Annotated in this window: 13 protein-coding genes and 1 pseudogene; 8 read left to right on the top strand and 6 right to left on the bottom strand. The window is 70.2% G+C overall.

What is annotated here, in order from left to right:
- Positions 1-10: 10 nt before the first annotated feature.
- Entirely contained in the window at positions 11-3,508 is a 3,498-nt protein-coding gene (locus EL493_RS33830; protein WP_407938939.1) for a transglutaminase family protein, read from the bottom strand.
- Positions 3,509-3,733: 225 nt separating this feature from the next.
- Positions 3,734-3,919 (bottom strand): annotated as a pseudogene (locus EL493_RS33825) (transglutaminase N-terminal domain-containing protein); the annotation flags it as partial.
- Positions 3,920-4,055: 136 nt separating this feature from the next.
- Between EL493_RS33825 and EL493_RS05140 the strand changes: the two are divergent.
- A complete protein-coding gene (locus EL493_RS05140) occupies positions 4,056-4,697 on the top strand; it encodes a hypothetical protein (protein ID WP_019044527.1) in 642 nt (213 codons plus the stop codon).
- Here EL493_RS05140 and recR read toward each other — a convergent pair.
- Positions 4,694-5,302 (bottom strand): recombination mediator RecR, encoded by a 609-nt coding sequence (gene recR, locus EL493_RS05135; RefSeq protein WP_019044526.1) that lies wholly within the window; start codon positions 5,300-5,302, stop codon positions 4,694-4,696. The genes EL493_RS05140 and recR overlap by 4 nt on opposite strands.
- Positions 5,302-5,619 (bottom strand): YbaB/EbfC family nucleoid-associated protein, encoded by a 318-nt coding sequence (locus tag EL493_RS05130; RefSeq protein ID WP_019044525.1) that lies wholly within the window; start codon positions 5,617-5,619, stop codon positions 5,302-5,304. Before EL493_RS05130 ends, recR begins: the two co-directional genes overlap by 1 nt.
- 250 nt (positions 5,620-5,869) lie before the next feature.
- Here EL493_RS05130 and EL493_RS05125 point away from each other — a divergent pair, with 250 nt between their 5' ends.
- The 3 genes from EL493_RS05125 to EL493_RS05115 are packed head-to-tail and all read left to right on the top strand — an operon-like array spanning position 5,870 to position 7,650.
- Positions 5,870-6,427, top strand: coding sequence for a hypothetical protein (locus tag EL493_RS05125; protein WP_019044524.1), 558 nt, complete (start codon positions 5,870-5,872; stop codon positions 6,425-6,427).
- 42 nt (positions 6,428-6,469) lie between these two features.
- Positions 6,470-7,300, top strand: a complete 831-nt coding sequence (locus EL493_RS05120; RefSeq protein WP_019044523.1) for a MerR family transcriptional regulator — start codon at positions 6,470-6,472, stop codon at positions 7,298-7,300.
- Positions 7,297-7,650, top strand: coding sequence for a VOC family protein (locus EL493_RS05115; protein WP_019044522.1), 354 nt, complete (start codon positions 7,297-7,299; stop codon positions 7,648-7,650). Before EL493_RS05120 ends, EL493_RS05115 begins: the two co-directional genes overlap by 4 nt.
- Before the next feature lie 62 nt (positions 7,651-7,712).
- Here EL493_RS05115 and EL493_RS05110 read toward each other — a convergent pair whose 3' ends face one another.
- Positions 7,713-8,147, bottom strand: coding sequence for an SRPBCC family protein (locus EL493_RS05110; protein WP_019044521.1), 435 nt, complete (start codon positions 8,145-8,147; stop codon positions 7,713-7,715).
- A 175-nt stretch (positions 8,148-8,322) separates the two neighbouring features.
- On the opposite strand from EL493_RS05110, the gene EL493_RS05105 reads away from it, so the two are divergent.
- Together EL493_RS05105 and EL493_RS05100 are read left to right on the top strand one after the other, a co-directional pair.
- A complete protein-coding gene (locus EL493_RS05105) occupies positions 8,323-9,759 on the top strand; it encodes an FAD-binding oxidoreductase (RefSeq protein ID WP_022566488.1) in 1,437 nt (478 codons plus the stop codon).
- Positions 9,756-11,072 carry a class I SAM-dependent methyltransferase gene (locus tag EL493_RS05100; protein ID WP_019044519.1) on the top strand — a complete coding sequence of 439 codons (1,317 nt, stop codon included), beginning with the start codon at positions 9,756-9,758 and terminating at the stop codon, positions 11,070-11,072. The genes EL493_RS05105 and EL493_RS05100 overlap by 4 nt, the downstream gene beginning before the upstream one ends.
- A 42-nt stretch (positions 11,073-11,114) precedes the next feature.
- Here EL493_RS05100 and EL493_RS05095 read toward each other — a convergent pair whose 3' ends face one another.
- Positions 11,115-14,630 carry a serine/threonine-protein kinase gene (locus EL493_RS05095; RefSeq protein ID WP_019044518.1) on the bottom strand — a complete coding sequence of 1,172 codons (3,516 nt, stop codon included), beginning with the start codon at positions 14,628-14,630 and terminating at the stop codon, positions 11,115-11,117.
- Positions 14,631-14,855: 225 nt separating this feature from the next.
- Here EL493_RS05095 and EL493_RS05090 point away from each other — a divergent pair, with 225 nt between their 5' ends.
- Together EL493_RS05090 and EL493_RS05085 are read left to right on the top strand one after the other, a co-directional pair.
- Positions 14,856-15,731 (top strand): exodeoxyribonuclease III, encoded by an 876-nt coding sequence (locus tag EL493_RS05090; RefSeq protein ID WP_019044517.1) that lies wholly within the window; start codon positions 14,856-14,858, stop codon positions 15,729-15,731.
- A gap of 118 nt (positions 15,732-15,849) precedes the next feature.
- On the top strand, positions 15,850-16,311 hold the full coding sequence (locus EL493_RS05085; RefSeq protein ID WP_126405568.1) for a hypothetical protein: 462 nt from the start codon (positions 15,850-15,852) through the stop codon (positions 16,309-16,311).
- Positions 16,312-16,337 lie beyond the last annotated feature (26 nt).

Raw genomic sequence — 16,337 nt, 5'->3', positions numbered from 1 at the left:
TTGATAGTGGTCACTGGTTGTCGTGCGCACCCCACACGGTGCGCGCGCGACGTAGATCCAGGATGCCCGGCGCGCCGACATCGGTCGACTGCGCCGCGATCCTCGCACGGAGTTCGGCGGGGTCGAGCGGATTCACCGTATGTCCCGCGGCCTCGAACCGGCGATTGCGACGCGACTGGGCCGCCACCGCGTTGACGGGCGCGTCGTCGTAGGCGCGGCCGCCGGGGTGCGCCACGTGATACGTGCAGCCGCCGTGCGAGAGGCCGGTCGCGGCGTCGACCAGGTCGAAGACCAGCGGCGCGTCCACGGTGATGGACGGGTGCAGCGAATTCGGCGGCTGCCAGGCGCGATAGCGCACGCCCGCGACCTGCACGTCGGCCTTGTCGGTGGCCAGCAGCGGTACCGGCATGCCGTTGCAGGTGAGCACGAACCGCCCGCGATCGGCGCCGACCAGCCGTACCTGCAACCGCTCGACCGAGGAGTCGACATAGCGCGCGGTGCCCTGGCCGGTGGTCTGCTCACCCAGGGTCAGCCAGGGTTCGATCGCGCCGCGCAGTTCCAGTTCCGCGTCGCCGATCATCGCGGTGCCGATGCGCGGGAACCGGAACTCGGTGAAGGGATCGAGCCAGCTGGTGTCGAAATCGACGCCGTGCGCGCGCAGGTCGGCGGCGACCTCGGCGATATCGGCTTCCAGGAAGTGCGGCAGCAGGTAGCGGCCGTGCAGATTCGCGCCGTGACGCAGCAGCGGCGCGCGGTAGGGCCGGTCCCAGAACATCGCGACCAGGCCGCGGACCAGCAGCGACTGCACCATGGCCATCTGGAAGTGCGGCGGCATCTCGAAGCCGCGCAGTTCCAGCAGGCCCAGCCTGCCGCGCGCGGAGTCGGGACTGTAGAGCTTGTCGATGCAGAACTCGGCGCGATGGGTGTTGCCGGTGAGGTCGGTCAGCAGGTGACGCAGCGCGCGGTCGATATGCCATGGCGCCGACTGGATCTCGGCGGGCGCCGGTTCACCGCCGGTCTGCTCGGCGGTGAGGCGGGCGATCTCGGCGAAGGCGATCTCGAGTTCGTACAGCGCGTCCTCGCGGCCCTCGTCGGCTCGGGGCGCCTGCGAGGTCGGGCCGACGAACCGGCCCGCGAACAGGTACGACAGCGCCGGATGACGCTGCCAGTAGGTCAGCATCGACACCAGCAGATCCGGCCTGCGCAGCAGCGGCGAGCGCGCGGGCGTCACCCCGCCCAGGGTGATGTGGTTGCCACCGCCGGTGCCGCCGTGCGTGCCGTCCACCTCGAACGACTCGGTGCTCAGCCGGGCCAGCCTGGCCTGGGCGTACAGGGTGCTCAGTACGTCGGCCTGCTCGGCGAACGAGCCCGTCGGCATGATGTTGACCTCGATGACGCCGGGATCGGGGGTCACCGAGAAGGTGTGCAGCCGTGGGTCGTTCGGCGGCGCGTAGCCCTCCAGCACCACCGGCTGATCGAGTGCGACGGCCGCCGCCTCCACCTTCGCGACCAGGTCGAGGAAGTCGTCGAGTTCGGCCAGCGGCGGCAGGAACACATGCAACCGGCCCGCCCTGACCTCGGCGACCAGCGCGGTGGTCGGGGTGAAGTCCGCCGGTTCCAGTTCCGCGGGCGGTTCCTCGCGCGGCGCCCGCAGCGGTCCCTGGAACAGCGGATCGGCCTCCGGCGGCGCGGGAGGCGTGTGCCAGGACACGGAGCCCAGCGGAAGCCGCAGGCCCGCGGGCGAATCGCCGTCGGCCAGCACGATCCGCCCCGGCCCACCGTCGTCCCGGCCGCGGCGCAGCTGCCAGTCCGCGCTGGCCCAGCCCGCACCGTCGGCCCGCCGATGCAGGGGCAGCACGAAGGCCGCCGGATCGTTGACGGCCTCGTCGAGCCGCCCGAGCAGCGTCCGCCGGGCCACCGGCGAATCCGCCGCCGGATCGAGATCGTCCACCGGCGGCTCCCCGACCGGCGCGGTCACTGTGGCGGCCAACCGGGCCAGCGGATCCTCGAACGCCGGACGCACCTGCGTATCCGGCAAGCCGAGCGCGCCCGCGATATGGGCGACCAGCGATGCCGCCGCCTCCACCGCCGCCTGCGCACTGCGCCGCGCCGCACCCGCCACCGCCGATTCGACCACCGGCGCACCCGCAGACCCAGCGGCATTCTGCGGCTGCGACTCCGTCGTCTGCTCGCCCGCCGTCGGCATAGCCGAGGACTCGACCGCCTCGGTGCGCGATTGCGTCGCCACCTCCTCGCCTGCCACCGGCTCGTGCGTGGCAGCCGTTGATCGGCCGACCGTCTCGGGTTCGCCGCTCGGCGCGGCCGCAGACCCACCCGTCGCAGTGCGCGGCGCGACTTCAGTCGTCTGCCCGCCCTCCGTCGGCACAGCCACAGACCCGGCTACCGCAGTGTGCGGCGCGACTTCAGTCGTATGCCCGCCCGGCGCCGGCACAGCCACGGACCGTGCTGCCGCAGTGTTCGGCCGCGATGTCGTCGCCTGGGGCGCGGGTTGGTCGGCTGGAGTGGACTCGGCGATACCGTGCGTGGCCGACGCCGCGGGCTCTGCTGCGGTCTCGGGCCGAGCCTGGCCTGGATCGGCTGACGGCGCGGCATCCCCGCCCGGACGCGGCTCGCCGTCCACCGGCGACCACGGGTCGGCGAGGAGGTCCTGGCGGGTCCACACCGGCTCGCCGTCGGCGCGCCAGGCGATGGCGATCTCCCAGCGCGGCAACGGTTCTCCGGGGTACCACTTGCCCTGGCGGTACTGGACCAGGCCGGTGGGGGCATAGATGGCGCGAAGGCGGTCGGACAGGTCGACGGCGCGTTCGCGTTTGTGCGGGCCGTCGGCGTCGGTGGTCCACTGGGGGCTCATCTGGTCGTCGATGGAGACGAAGGTGGGCTCGCCGCCCATGGTGAGGCCCACGTCGGCGGCGGCCATCCGCTTGTCGATCGCGGCGCCTGCGGCGGTGATCCGCTCCCACTGGGAGTCGGTGTAGGGCAGGGTGACTCGCGGGTCCTCGTGGACCCGGCGGACCACATTGGTGAAATCGAGGGTGGCCTCGGTGATCCCGGTGGCGCCGGTGATCGGCGCGGCCGCGCCGGGGTGCGGGGTCGCCGCCAGCGGGATGTGCCCCTCACCGGCGAACAGCCCGGACGTGGGGTCCATGCCGATCCAGCCCGCGCCGGGCAGATACACCTCGGTCCAGGCGTGCAGGTCGGTGAAGTCGGCGCTCGGCCCCGACGGACCGTCCAGTGACGGGGTGTCCGAGGTGAGCTGCACCAGATACCCGGACACGAACCGCGCCGCCAGCCCCAGCTCCCGCAGGATCCCGACGAGCAGCCAGGCCGAATCACGGCAGGAACCGAGCCGGGTGCGCAGGGTGTGGTCGGGTGTCTGCACGCCCGGTTCCATCCGCACGGTGTAGTCGACGGTGTTGCGCAGGGCGTAGTTCAGTTCCACCAGGTAGTCGATGGACCGCAGCCGCCCCTGCGCGCGATGCACCCGCACCCAGTCGCGCAGCGCCTCCCCCGGCCCCGAGCCCGGCCCGTCCTCGTCGACCGGACGCAGATACGGCTCGAGGTCGGCGGCCAGCGCCGCGGGATAGGCGAACGGGTAGTACTCGGCGTAGTCCTCGACGAAGAAGTCGAACGGGTTGACCACCTCCAGGTCGGCGATCAGCCCGACGGTGATCGACAGCTCCCTGGTCGGCTCCGGGAACACCAGCCGCGCAACGAAATTGCCGAAGGCGTCCTGCTGCCAGTTCACGAAGTGCGCGGCGGGCGTCACCTCGAGCGAATAGGCCTCGATCGGGGTGCGCGAATGCGGCGCGGGCCGTAACCGCACCTCGTGCGGATGCACCTCGACGAGACGGTCGAAGGAGTACGCGGTCCGGTGCTCGAGTGACACCTTGATGCCCATGCTTGTAGTTGACCACACCCCACCGGCGCGGCGCGGGCTGACGAAACCGGAGTTTCCCGACGGGCACCGAGTCGAAACCCGCAGGCAACACTGCCTGCCCGACCAGCGCGAACCGACCGCCCCGTAGGCTGACCGGGTGAGCTACGACCACATCCTCTTGCCGTCCGGCGTCGCCACCTCCGTCGACGAGGTGGACGCGTACCTGGCCGCCCAGGAAGGTCAGCCCGAGTCGGCGGCGATCGTGGAGATCGCCACCGAACTGAACGCGCGCAACGCCGAACTACCCGTGGACGACTCGTTCCTCAGTGTCGAATCCGTGGGCGGCGCGAACGGCTCCACCCTCTACATCCCGTCCCCGTACGACGCGATCGGCTTCGTCCGCACGCTGCTCTTCGACCTGGCCACCCCGCGCGGGTACGCCGTCTACGACCCGCAGCTGTCCTGGCTGATCGACCCCGCCGGGCACGTGCCGATCGCCGTCACGCACGGCGGCGCGGGCGAATTCCCGTACCTCACCGAGGAACTGGCGCACCGCTGGGTGGCCGGGCTGGCCGACCCCAACCCGTACCTGATCGTCGAGCGCGGCGAGCAGCGCTACATCCAGACCTACCGCGACCCGGGCGGCCCCTACACCCTGGAATACCGCGACGGCTCGCCCGACCGGCACTACGGCACCACCGTCGAGGATCCGGCGCAGGTGGCCCGCATCATCTGGGACTGGACCACCGAGAACCCCGACGCGGGCGCCGGGGTGAGCTGGACCCGGGTGGAGTTCTAGAGCGCGCGCCTGCCGGACAGGGCGCGGCCCAGGGTCAGCTCGTCGGCGAACTCCAAGTCCCCACCCATCGGCAGGCCCGAGGCCAGCCGGGTGACGGTGAGTCCGGGGAAATCGCGCAGCATGCGTACCAGGTAGGTGGCCGTCGCCTCGCCCTCGGTGTTCGGGTCGGTCGCGATGATCACCTCGCTCACGTCCACGCCGTCGTCCTGGTTGCCGATGCGGGTCAGCAGTTCCCGGATCCGCAGCTGGTCGGGCCCAACGCCGCTGAGCGGATCGAGCGCACCGCCGAGCACGTGGTAGCGACCACGGAACTCACGGGTGCGCTCGATCGCCTGCACGTCCTTGGGTTCCTCGACCACACAGATCATCGTGCGGTCGCGGCGCGGGTCGGCACAGATCCGGCACAGCTCGCCGTCGGCGACAGTGCCGCACGACACGCAGAACTGCACGCCGTCGCGCACCTTCTGCAATGCGGCCTGCAACCGGTCGATCTCCGGCGGCTCCACCTGCAACAGGTGGAAGGCGATGCGCTGTGCGCTCTTCGGACCGACGCCGGGAAGCTTGCCCAGCTCGTCGATCAGATCCTGAACCGGCCCCTCATACATCAGAAATCAGGCAGACCGGGCATCGAGCCGCCGCCGAGGCCCTGCGAGAGCGGGCCGAGACGCTCGGCGGCCAGCTTCTGCGCGTTGGCCATGGCGTCGTTGATCGCGCCGATCACCAGGTCCTGCAGCCCGTCGACATCGGACGGGTCGACGACCTTGGGGTCGATCGTCAGCGACTGGACCTCGCCGCTCACCTTGAGGGTGGCCTGGACCAGACCGCCGCCGGCCTGACCCTGCACTTCGGACTCGGCGAGCTCGGCCTGCGCCTGCATCACCGCCTGCTGCATCTGCTGAGCCTGCGCGAGCAGAGCCTGCATATCGAACTGACCACCATCGGGTTGCACAGCACGTCCTCTCTAGAAGTTCGTCCGCGTCAAGCGTAGTCCTCACGCGCCGCCGGGATACTCCCACACCCGGTGCCCGCACGAGGCATACCGACCGGGTCGTTATCCGTGACCTTCGCGGTAACAGCTTGGTTGCTGCCTGCTCGCGAACGATCCAGCCGCGACCACCCCGCCTAGGATCGGACGGGGTCGGGACCTGGTACGGCAAACCGAGGGAGAACTGATGAGTGTCATCCGCGCGTCCCTGCTCGCCACGGCCGCCGGCCTGCTGATCATCGGCCCGGCCACCGCGCACGCCGACCCCGTCGCCGCGGTCGCCGACTACGGCGGCGGCTGCGTGGTCGACCCGGGCAACTCCGCGGCGACCTTGGATTCGCTGCGTTTTCGCTGCAACGTCACCCAGCAGGACCAGATCTACCGCGACGCGCGCGACGGCGCCGTGCCGACCGGCGTCACCAACGGCTGGGTGACCCGCCCGCCGCAGTTCGCGCCGCAGGCGGCGGCCCTGTGGATCGGCAAGGTCTTCCGCACCGGCCCCGACGGCGGCACCCTCACCAACCGCGTCACCGGCGCCGGCATCGAGGCGTTCCCGGCCGACGTCTACCGGGCGCCGTCCATCCTCGACGGCGGCCCCACCTGGGCGCTGAACTACGCGCCGTCGCCGACGCCGCAGGTGTACGACGAGATCCGCGAGATCGTCCCGGGCGTCTGGTTCGGCTACTCGTGGTGGCGCGAGAACGACTGGCCGCTGATGGCCGCCTTCGTGCTGGCACCCGCGTGAGTTGTTGACTCTCCTCCCGCTGGAGGGTGTTGGCTGGTTCGTATGACAGCCACCGTGGCGATCGGCGAGTTCGCCCGCCTCACGCACCTGAGTGTCAAGACCCTGCGCTACTACCACGAGATCGACCTGCTCGAACCGGTCGCGGTGGACGCAGGCACCGGATACCGGCGCTACGCCACCGACCAGGTGGAACGCGCGCACCTGATCCGCAGGCTGCGCGATCTCGACATGCCGCTGCCCGAGATCCGCACCGTGCTCGCCGCCGCCGACCCGGCCGACCGCGACGCCACCCTGCGCGCCCACCTGGCCCGGATGGAGGCCGAGTTGCAGCGCACCCGCGAGGTGGTGGCCTCGCTGCGCGCGCTGCTCACCGCGCCCGCGCCGCCGCTGCGGGTCGACTACCGGGTCGAACCGGCGTTCACCGCGCTCACGCTCACCGAGGTCGTCGACCGCACCGCCATCGCCGACTGGTGCGGCACCGCCTTCGAGCGGCTGTACACCAGCCTGCTCGCCACCGGAACCACCCCGGCCGGCGTCGCGGGCGCGACCTATTCGACCGAGTTCTTCACCGAGGCCGCGGGCGCGGTCACCGCGTACGTCCCGCTGCCGCCCGGTGCGGCTCTCGTTCCACCCGCCGGACTCGGGATCACCGAATTCGGCGCGCAGCGCTTCGCCATCGCGGTGCACACCGGCGCGTTCGAGGACTTCGACCGCACCTACGGCGCGCTCGGCAGCCACGTCGCCGAGCACGACACCCTCGCACCCGGCGAACCGGTCCGCGAGCGCTATCTCGTCGGACCCGACCTCACCGACAACCCGGCCGACTACCGCACCGAAGTGTGCTGGCCCATCACCGAAGGAGAAAACCGATGACCCTGGCCCTCGGCAACGTCACGTTCGATTGCCACGACGCGAGCGCGCTGGCGCAGTTCTACGCCCAGCTGCTCGACCGCCCCGTCGACCCGGAGGCCTCGGCGTTCTTCGCCACCGTCGGCAAGACCGCGGGCACGCTGCCGGTGCTCATGTTCATCCAGGTCCCGGACAAGACGCCGGGCAAGAACACCGTGCACCTGGATTTCGCCTCCGCCGAATGGCGCGACTACGCCGAGCGCGCGATCAGCCTGGGCGCCAAGCACATCGGCGACTTCGACGAGTACGGCCAGCAGTGGATCACCCTGGCCGACCCGGAGGGCAACCTCTTCGACATCGGCAAATCGGAGTAGAACGCGTCGAGGGCCGTACCGCGATCCACGCGGTACGGCCCTCGACGGCAATTCCGGCCCGGTCAGGCCAGTTCGCGCTGAAGGTTGCCCAGCACCTCGGCCTGGATCTTCTTCAGGCCGAGCGGGGCGAAGATGCCCTCGAAGATGCCGGAGATGCCGCCCGCACCGGTCCAGGTGGTGCGCAGGGTGACCTGCGAACCGGCGCCGTCCGGGGTGACGGTCCAGGTGTTGACCATCGAGGAGTTGGCGTCGCGCTCGGTGAGGATCGAATCCGACACCGTGACCTCGGCGCGCACGTTGCGCGAGCGCTTCTCGGTGGCCTGCAGCGTCCACTCCACCACGGTGCCCGCGCCCTTGCCGCCCTCGACGACCTTGTAGTCGCGGTAGTGCGAGGAGAGGATGCGCGGACGGACCGTCTCGTAGTCACCGATCGCTTCGAGGGCGCGCTGCGGATCCGCGGCGACGACGATCGAACTGCTGGCGCTGACCTGTCCCACTGTTGACTCCTTGTCGGGGTGCGATATCTCGACCGGGTTACATCCTGCCCTGCCGCTTTCCGGATCGCCCGACCAGGTTGGGCGAAAAGGGAAACATGTGCGTGACATTTCGTCGTGGCGTAGGACTATCCGGTGGCTCGGCGGGCACCGTCGTACTAGCGTCGAACGGGTGGCAGTGAGTCTTTTGGGTAGGGCCGGCCACGAACCGGCCGCACGCGAGTCTGGATACGCCGCGCACCGGGAGGGTGTGGAGCGACTGCTGGCAAGCTATCGCGCCATCCCGCCCGGTGCTGTCGTGCGCTTGGCCAAGAAGACCTCCAACCTGTTCCGGGCCAGGGCGGCCAGCAACGCCCCCGGCCTGGACGTCTCCGGCCTGGGGCGGGTGATCGCGGTGGACCCGGTGGCCAGGACCGCCGACGTCGCCGGGATGACCACCTACGAGGAACTGGTGGCGGCGACCCTGCCCTACGGGCTGGCCCCGCTGGTGGTTCCGCAGCTCAAGACCATCACCCTCGGCGGCGCGGTCACCGGCCTCGGCATCGAGTCGAGCTCGTTCCGCAGCGGCCTGCCGCACGAATCCGTGCTGGAAATGGACGTGCTGACCGGCTCCGGCGAGATCATCACGATCAAGCCCACCGGCGAGGGCGCTGATCTGTTCCGGGGCTTCCCCAACTCCTACGGCACCCTGGGCTACACCGTCCGGCTGAAGATCGAGCTGGAGCCGGTCAAGCCCTTCGTCGCCCTGCGCCACGTGCGCTTCCACGATCTGCGCGCGCTGGAAGCCGAACTGGAACGCATCGTCACCGAGCGCAGCTACCAGGGCGAACAGGTCGACTATCTCGACGGCGTGGTCTTCACCGCGACCGAGAGCTACCTGACCCTGGGCAGGCAGACCGACGAACCGGGCCCGGTGAGCGACTACACCGGGATGGACATCTACTACCGCTCGTTGCAGCACGCCGACGGCGTCGAGCGCGACCGGCTGACCATCCACGACTACCTGTGGCGCTGGGACACCGACTGGTTCTGGTGCTCCCGCGCCTTCGGCACGCAGAACCCCAAGATCCGCCGGTTCTGGCCGAAGTCGCTGCGGCGCAGCAGCTTCTACTGGAAGCTGGTCGCCCTCGACCGCAAGTACCACTTCGGCGACCGGATGGAGGCCCGCAAGGGCAATCCGCCGCAGGAGCGGGTCGTCCAGGACATCGAGGTACCGGTGGGCCGCACCGCCGACTTCGTCGAATGGTTCCTGAAGGAAATACCGATCGAACCGATCTGGTTGTGCCCGTTGCGGTTGCGTGAGACCGCGGGCGCGCCCACCGGCGATCGCCCGTGGCCGCTGTACCCGCTCGAGCCGGGACGTACCTACGTCAACGTCGGATTCTGGTCCGCCGTCCCGACCGTGGCCGGAGCGCCGGAAGGAGCGGCCAACCGCGCGATCGAACAGGTCGTGTCCGAACTCGACGGGCACAAGTCGCTGTACTCGGACGCCTACTACGCCGAGGACGAGTTCGCCGAGCTCTACGGCGGCGCCACCTACACCGAACTGAAGAACCGTTACGACCCGGACCAACGACTGCTGACTCTGTATTCGAAGGCGGTGCAACGCAAGTGACGACATTCAAGGACCGATCCGAGGTATTCGCCGAGCTGGGGAACCGGCTCAGCATTGCCGAAGTGTTCGAAACCCTCATCGACGGTGACATCCCCATCCGCCTGACCGCCTACGACGGCAGCGGTACCGGGCCGGAGAACTCGCCCTTCCGCCTCGACATCAAGAACCCACGCGGCATCAACTACCTGGCCTCGGCTCCCGGCGACCTGGGGATGGCGCGGGCCTACATCGCCGGCGATATGGTCGCCGAGGGCGTGCACCCGGGCGACCCGTACGACATCTTGAAGGCCATGCAGGCCATGAAGTTCCACCGGCCCTCGGCGTTGTCGCTGGTCACCATCGCGCGCTCGCTGGGCTGGGAGCGGCTCAAGCCGATCGCGCCGCCGCCGCAGGAGACCCTGCCGCGCTGGCGCCGGATCGCGCTGGAGGGCCTACGCCACTCCAAGACCCGCGACGCCGAGGCGATCCACCACCACTACGACGTCTCCAACACCTTCTACGAGTACGTCCTCGGCCCGTCGATGACCTACACCTGTGCGGTCTACGGCGACCCGGACTGGACGCTGGAGCAGGCCCAGGAGAACAAGTACCGGCTGATCTTCGAGAAGCTGCGGCTGAAGGAGGGCGACCGGCTGCTCGACATCGGCTGCGGCTGGGGCGGCATGGTCCGTTACGCGGCGCGGCGCGGGGTCAAGGTCATCGGCGCGACGCTGTCGGCCGAGCAGGCCGCCTGGGCGCAGCAGAAGATCGCCGAGGAGGGCCTGAGCGAGCTGGCCGAGGTGCGCCACAGCGACTATCGCGACATCCCCGAGGGCGAGTTCGACGCGGTGTCCTCGATCGGGCTCACCGAACACATCGGCGTCCACAACTACCCGTTCTACTTCGGCTACATCAAGGACAAGCTGCGCGACGGCGGCCTGTTCCTCAACCACTGCATCACCCGGCCGGACAACACCCGCACCACCAAGGCCGGCGACTTCATCGACCGCTACGTGTTCCCCGACGGCGAGCTGATCGGCTCGGGCCGCATCATCTCCGAGATCCAGAACATCGGGCTCGAGGTGCTGCACGAGGAGAACCTGCGCGAGCACTACGCGCTGACCCTGCACGAATGGTGCAAGAACCTGGTCGAGAACTGGGACGCCTGCGTCGCCGAGGTCGGCGAGGGCACCGCCAAGGTGTGGGGCCTGTACATGGCCGGGTGCAGGCTGGGGTTCCAGCGCAATGTGGTGCAGCTGCATCACGTGCTCGGCGTGAAGCTGGGTTCGGACAACGCCTGGACGGTGCCGCTGCGCCCGTGGTGGCAGCCGTAGGTTCGCGGTGAGTCCCGGGCGCGCTCCGGCGCACCCGGGCGCTCAGCCCAGCAGTTCGTCGAGGAAGTGTCCCGGCACCTCGTTCAGCAGTGGATGCGGCTTGCCGTCGTGCGACTGGGTGCGCAGCACGTGCAGCAGCCCGACCACGCCGGGCCCCGCGTCCAGCAGCGGCCTGGTCCAGCCCAGGTCGGCGCAGGTCCGCAGCACCGGCAGCACCAGGCCGGTCGCCTCGCCGACCCAGCCCGCCGCGGCCAGGCATTCGGCCAGCAGCAGCGTGGCGTCCAGTTCCGCGCGGGGTCGTTCCTGGTCGAGCAGGCGCGCGTAGAGCACTCTGGCGTGGCGCGCCGCTCGGTCGTCGGCGCGCAGCCGCTGCTCGGTCAGCAGGGCCCTGATCTCGGCGTATTCGCGCGCCTCCGCGATGAGCACGGCCGCACCGGACTTGCGGCGGCTGCCGTTGCCCGAGACGTCGGCGGCGAAACGCTCGGCGTCGCCCGCGGGCAGACCCAGCCGGGACCGTTCGGCTCGCACGTGCGCGTCGAGCCGGGCCAGGCCGTTCTCCGCCGCCACCCGCGCGCCCTCGTCGAGCCGGGCCGCCGCCGTGTAGTTGTCGCTGAGCGCGGCCTTGACCCTGGCCCCGATCACGAAGGTGGCCACCAGGAAGTCGACCGGTCCCACCCGGGTGACCAGCTCGTGGCTCTCGTCGAGCAGCCGGTCGGCCTGGTCGAGATCGCCCCGGCGGTAGGCCACCTCGCCCAGCAGCGCGGCGGCCACCCTGGCGGCATCGGAGCGGGGGCCGGCCCGGTCGCGCGCGGTCTCGTAGGCCAGTTCGAAACACTCGGTGGCGGTGGCGATGTCGAGCTGCTCGTAGGCCGCGTCGCCGCGCGCGCACAGCCCGAAGACCGGGCCGAGCGGGTCCTTGGAGCGCACGTGATAGTCGGCGGCCCAGTCCTGCATCTGGATCACGCCGTCGAAGTCGAACTCGCACAGCCGCACGAACGACATCAGGTTGGCGGCGGTCGAGACGACCCAGGTGGGCAGGTCGTCCGGCTGCTCGAGACACGCCTCCAGCCTGCTCGCCACCTCGGCGGTGTCGTCGTGCGCCACCCGGTCGGCGGCATCGAGAACCGTGGCCGCGCACCGCTGTTCGGCCAGTTCGGCCTCACCGCCACTGCGCGCGAGCAGGTTGGACAACCGGCCGAGCGCCGAGCGGGCGGTGCCGGTCTGCTGCAGGTTCATATTGGCCCTGGCCACCGCCATCAGCAGCTTGGAGCGCGAGGTCACCTGCTGCACCGGCAGTTTCGAGACGCTGCCGAGCAGCGTCGCCAGCCGGGAGCGGTCGATCAGGTCCATGCCGCCGCTCTCCAGCAGGTCGGCGGCGAGCTTGAGATCGGTCGCGGCCAGCGCGTGGTCGACCGACTTGCGCAGCAGCTGATGCTCGGCGTACCAGCGAGCGGCCTTGCGGTGCAGCACCTTCGAACGTCCGGGATGCACCCGCTCGAGCCTTGCCCGCAGATGCTCGGCGAACAGAGGCTGCATCCGGTACCACTCGGGGTCGTGCTCGATCCGGTGCAGGAACAGTTCGCGCTGCTCGGCCTGTTCCAGCAGCGCCGCGCCGTCGGGGACGTCGGCCAGCAGTGTCGCCAGCGAGCCGTTGACCCGCTCCACCACCGAGATGGCCATCAGGAATTCCAGCAGCTCGGGCGCGATGCTGTCGAGGACGTTCTCGGCCAGGTACTCGCGCATGCCGTGCCCGCCCTCGGCGAGCGAACTCAGCAGCTGGATCGGGTCGGTCTTGCCGCGCAGGGTCAGGCTCACCAGCTGGATCGCGGCGGGCCAGCCCTCGGTGGCGGTGTGGATCTGCTCGACCTGCTCGTCGGTGAGCGCGAACCCGTTGCGTTCCACCAGGATCTGGCGGGTCTCGGCCTCGGTGAGCCGCAGTTCGGCCGCACCGAGCTCGACCAGCTCGTCGCGTACCCGCAGGCGGCTGATCGGCAGGCCCGCCTGGTCCCGGCTGGTCACCACGAAGCGCACATGGTGACAGCCGTTGTCGAGCAGCGTGGCCATCGCGCGGTGCACGCCCGGATCGCTCACCCGGTGCCAGTCGTCGACGACGACCACCACGCTGTGGCCGCTCGCGTGGATTTCGTCGATGAGGGTGGCGATCACGAAGGCCGACCCGTCGCCAGGCCGTTCCTCCAGCACCTGTTCCAGGCCGGCGCCCACGTCGGGCCGCACCCGCCGGATGGCTTCGAGCAGGTGGGCCAGGAACCAGACCTCGCTGTCGTCGTCCTGATCGATCCCCAGCCAGGCGACCGGGATATCGCGGGAGACCAGATCGGCCCGCCACTGCGCGGCGACCGTGCTCTTGCCGAACCCCGCGGGCGCGTGCACCAGGGCCAGCCTGCGGTTGCCGCCCGCCCGCAGCACATCGAGCAGGCGCTGACGCGGGAACGGCGCGCGCGCCGGCGTCGGCGGTCGGAACTTGGTGGCCGCCGTCGGCGGCAGGGTGCCGCCGGTACCGCCGGTCCGCACCGGCACCGAGGCGCCGGCCGGTTGCAGGGTGAGCGGCCAGCTGCGACGCGCGGTGACGGCCTTGAGCGCCTCGGGCGTCCCCGCGTCGACCTCGGCCTCGGCGGTGTCGAGCAGGGCCATCTCGTCGGGCATCTGCCCGTGCGCGCGCTGCACCTCCCGCAGCATCTCGCCGAACTCGTACGCCGAGGCCGGACGGTCCTCCGGATCCGGCGACATGGCCTGTTCGATCACCGCGGCGACGTCGTCGGGGATGTCCTGGGCCCGCAGGTCGGGCACCGGCTGGGTGGTGATCCGCAGGAACTGGGCGACCACCTTCTCCCCCGCCTGCCGTTCGAATGCGGCGTGCCCGGTCAGCAGGGCGAACAGCGTCGCGCCCAGCCCGTAGATATCGGACCGCACGGTCGGTTCATGCCCTTTGAGCACCTCGGGCGCGGTGAACGCGGGCGAGCCGGTGATCAGGCTGCTCGACGTCTGGAAGCCGCCGGGAATCCGGGCGATGCCGAAGTCGGTGAGCTGCGGTTCGCCGTAGCCGCTGATCAGCACGTTCGCCGGTTTCACATCGCGGTGCAGGATGCCGGCCCGGTGCGCCGACTCGATCGCCGCCGCCAGCTTCACCCCGGCGCGCAGGGTGTCGGCCCAGGTCAGCGGCCCGCGATCGTGGATCAGCCGCTCCAGCGAACCACGCGAACAGTAGGGCATCACGATCAGCGGCAGGCCCGTCGCGGTGACGTCGACCTGCAGGATGTCGACGATATTCGGGTGCCCGGACAGCCTGCCCATGGCCTGTTCCTCGCGCAGGAAACGCTCCCGGCTCTCCTGGTCGATCTCCGAGGACAGCACCTTCACCGCGACCACCCGGTCCAGCGCGGGTTGCAGACACCGATAGACCACGCCGAATCCGCCGCGCCCGATCTCCTTGGCGCCGGTCAGCCCCATCGCCTCGAGCTCGGCGACCACCGTCTCGTCGACCTCGCCGGGAGCCTGCTGGCGTTGCGTATTCGCAATGCCCGTCTGCTGCGGATCCATGTGACCACCTCACACATCGAATCGGCGTCACCGGCGTATCGGTCGGCGTGCGACCTATCGGGCGAGTACCCGAAAATCCGCACATATCCAAGCTAGCGCGATATCGCATCCATCGGGTGGAGATTCGGCGCTGTGGCGGCCACGGTTGGCCGACACCGCAGTTCGGCGGCGCACGGGCGGTCCCCGGCCCGCCGGGAGGTGAGCGGTTCGGGCACAGTGTTGCGCATGAGTTCGCCGGTCGTCGATCCGTTCACTGTCGCCACGTTCAATGTCAACGGGATTCGCGCGGCCCGGCGGCGTGGGTTCGACACCTGGCTGCGCGCTCGGTCGGCCGATGTCGTCGCGCTGCAGGAACTGCGTTGTCCCGCCTCGGAAGTGGGATCGTTCCCGGGCTACTCGGCGGCTGTCGACGTCGGTTCCGTGGCAGGCCGGAACGGGGTGGCCGTGCTGACGAGAGTTCCCGCCGCCGCGGTACGGACGTGGGTGACCCATCCGCCCAGGGCCCGCGGACTCGGCGAGTTCGCCACGCAAGGCCGCTACCTCGAGGTCGATCTGGCCGACCGCGCGGTGACGGTGGCCTGCCTCTATCTCCCGAAGGGCGGACTACCCGCGCATCTGCAGCGTCCGGGATCGATGCGCGAACAGCCCGACGGCGGTCTCAAATACGAGCGCAAGCACCGGTTTCTCGCGGCGTTCGCCCGGGAACTGCGGCGGAACCGGCTCGCTGCGCTCGACGCGGGACGCGAGTTCCTCCTCGTCGGCGACCTGAACATCGCCCACACGCAGCACGACGTGACCAATTGGCGGGCCGCCCGGACGATGGACGGCTTCCTGCCCGCCGACCGCGAGTGGTTCAGTACGGTGCTGGGCACCCGCAGGCTCGTCGACGTGGTGCGGCGGGTGCACGGCGATCGGCCGGGGCCGCTCACCTGGTGGAGCTGGGCGGGCCGGTCGTTCGTCAAGGATGTGGGCTGGCGAGTGGATCACCAGCTCGCGACACCGAAGCTCGCCCGCCTGGCCACGGCCGTCGTCGTGGACAAGGAACCATCACCCGAGGAGCGCCTCTCCGACCACGCGCCACTCGTGGTGACCTATGGGTGATTCGGGGCCGAAGCCGCAGTGGGTAGAGTCGGCGGGGTGTGCTCGGGGGAGCTCACGGCTCGGAAGGGCCGACGACGGGGGAAGCATCGATGACGTCTCCGATGAGGGATCCGTTGCCGTGGGGGCAGCCGACGGATGCGGCGGAGGTCAGCTCGTATCCGCAGGAGATCGCACCGCTCGGTCCGCCGCCACCCACACGATCGGCGGGCTGGCTCGTGGTGGTGTGTGGTGCGACCCCATCGACCAGAGCGGAAAACTCGCCGGACTCGGCTGCCGGTACGCCGCCGAGCTGGAACTGTCCGCCGAAGCGGGCGGTGTGCGATTCCTCCAGTTCATCCTGGCGATGCCCGACGCCGCTACCGCCACGACCGCCGCGGCCGAGATCGACGACACGGATCTGAAGGCGCGCCCTGGCTCACGGATCGAGAACTACGCGACGGGCAAGTGGAAAGCTGGTGCGCAGGACCAGTTCGTCGTGATCACCATGGTGACGGCGACCGCGGCGGTCGATACAGCGCTGGTGAACAAGTATCTCGGCTATCGCCACGCCGACATCCTCGGCGCCATCGCCTTCCGCTGACCAGCCGGCAACGGCGGAAGCCCGCC

It is taken from the genome of Nocardia asteroides (assembly GCF_900637185.1).
GTDB lineage: Bacteria > Actinomycetota > Actinomycetes > Mycobacteriales > Mycobacteriaceae > Nocardia > Nocardia asteroides.
This window is presented reverse-complemented; position numbering and strand designations above follow the sequence as displayed.